Here is a 1,786-nt window from a genome sequence, read left to right as displayed (position 1 = left end):
TCCTTGGCGGCGGCTACTCCGGCCTGTGGACGGCGTATTACCTGCTACGGCATGAGCCCGCACTCCGCGTTGCGGTGGTGGAGAAGGAGATCGCGGGCTTCGGCGGCTCGGGCCGCAACGGAGGTTGGTGTTCCCCAAATTTTCCGGTGACGGCTGGCGCGCTGGAGAAGCGCTTCGGGGCTGAGACCGCGCGCAATTTGCTGCTGACCATGCGCGCCTCGGTGGATGAGGTGGGTCGCGTCTGTGCAGAAGAAAAGATCGATGCCCACTTCCATAACGGGGGCGTCCTGACTTTGGCGCGCGGGCAGCATCAGCTATCGGGCATTCGCTCAAGCTATGCAGCGTATGAGCGGCTCGGATTGAGTAATCGCTACCAGCTGCTCAGTGCCCCAGAAGCTGGGGAACGCATTCGCGTTACCGATGTGTATGGCGGGCTGTACACACCTGACGGCGCAAGCCTGCATCCGGCGCGCCTGGTGCGCGGCGTGGCGCGAGCCGTCGAGGCACGCGGCGGGATCATCTATGAGCAGACGCAAGTGACTAGCTTCAAGGCTGGGAGCCTCCTCACGCCCGGGGGCGAGCTGCGCGCGAAACGTGCCATCGTGCTCGCGGGAGAGGCCTACCTGACGCGCCTCCCGCGCCTGCACCGTGCACTGCTGCCGGTCTATTCCCTGATCTCGTTGACGGAACCGCTAACTGCCCGGCAATGGTCGCAGATCGGATGGCAGAATGGCGAGAGCGTTGCTTCTACGCGCAACACGGTCGTATATCTGACCAAGACCCGGGATGGACGCATCCTCTTTGGAAGCCGCGGCGCGCCTTATGTCTTCGGGTCGAAAATCACCGACCAGCAAGACACCCATGAAGCGACCCTGAAGATGATCCAACGCTCATTGATGGAGTGGTTCCCGTCATTGACAGGGATTGGTTTCACCCACGCCTGGGGCGGCCCGGTGGGCATGCCGCGCGACTGGATGCCGGCTGTGAGCTTTGACGCGCACTCGCGCATGGGTTCGATTATGGGCTATACGGGACAGGGGGTTTCCACCAGCAATCTGGCCGGACGATTGCTCGCCGGCCTGATCATGAATCGTAAGACGGGATTGGAAATGCTTCCGCTAGCCCAGAGACGTTCACCAAAGTGGGAGATAGAACCGGTACGCTGGCTGGTTGTCCGCTATATGCAGAACGCCTTTATGCGCATAGATGAAGCCGCAGAGGCTGGGCGGCCACGCCCAGTGGATGCCCGGCTCGCAGAACATCTAGGCAGACATTAGCTAATGCCCCGGCACAATTCGTAACTTTGAACGCTACATTGCTGGGTCATTGCGAAGCCGCACTCAGGCGCGATTCAAGGTAGACGCGCAGGAAATCGTGCAGGGGCCAACCCTCGTGGGTCCATTTGAGGGTTGTTTCGCGGGCCATTTTCAGGCCGGCCGTCTCGGCCGCCAACGATGCCGGAGGGGTGGCCAGCACCTCAATGTCCAATCGCTGCACGGACGTTTGATCCAGCACGCGAATCCCGTAAAGCCCCGGTCCCCCGACTCGGACTTGTGCTGTCTTCTGCGCGGCCGACCAATCGAGCGGTTGGACGCTCGGTGGGGTTGCCGCATTGGTTTGTCCATCCGCGGATACCCTAAGCCCGTATTGGCCCGTGGGTAGAACACGGAGCGCCGGAGCGATCGAGATCTCGCCCTCCGGGCTGACAGCCGCTACCATCTCGGAGTTGACGGCCATTTCTTCGCGTCCTGCCGGGATCGGGAAAGCAGTCTCGGCTGTTGCCGGC

General features: G+C 62.2%; 2 protein-coding genes. One reads left to right on the top strand and one right to left on the bottom strand.

Features of this window, described 5'->3' with window-relative positions; translation table 11 throughout:
- On the top strand, positions 1-1,277 hold a 1,277-nt coding region (locus WCB02_RS16680), incomplete at its 5' end, for an NAD(P)/FAD-dependent oxidoreductase (protein ID WP_423959619.1).
- A gap of 46 nt (positions 1,278-1,323) precedes the next feature.
- Here WCB02_RS16680 and WCB02_RS16675 read toward each other — a convergent pair.
- Positions 1,324-1,786: hypothetical protein (locus tag WCB02_RS16675; protein WP_423959617.1), on the bottom strand; the 463-nt coding region annotated here is incomplete at its 5' end.

It is taken from the genome of Bradyrhizobium sp. (assembly GCF_049581145.1).
In the GTDB taxonomy this organism is placed as follows: Bacteria; Pseudomonadota; Alphaproteobacteria; order Rhizobiales; family Xanthobacteraceae; genus Bradyrhizobium.
Note: the sequence above shows the minus strand (reverse complement) of the source record. Positions and strands in the feature narration are given on the sequence as shown.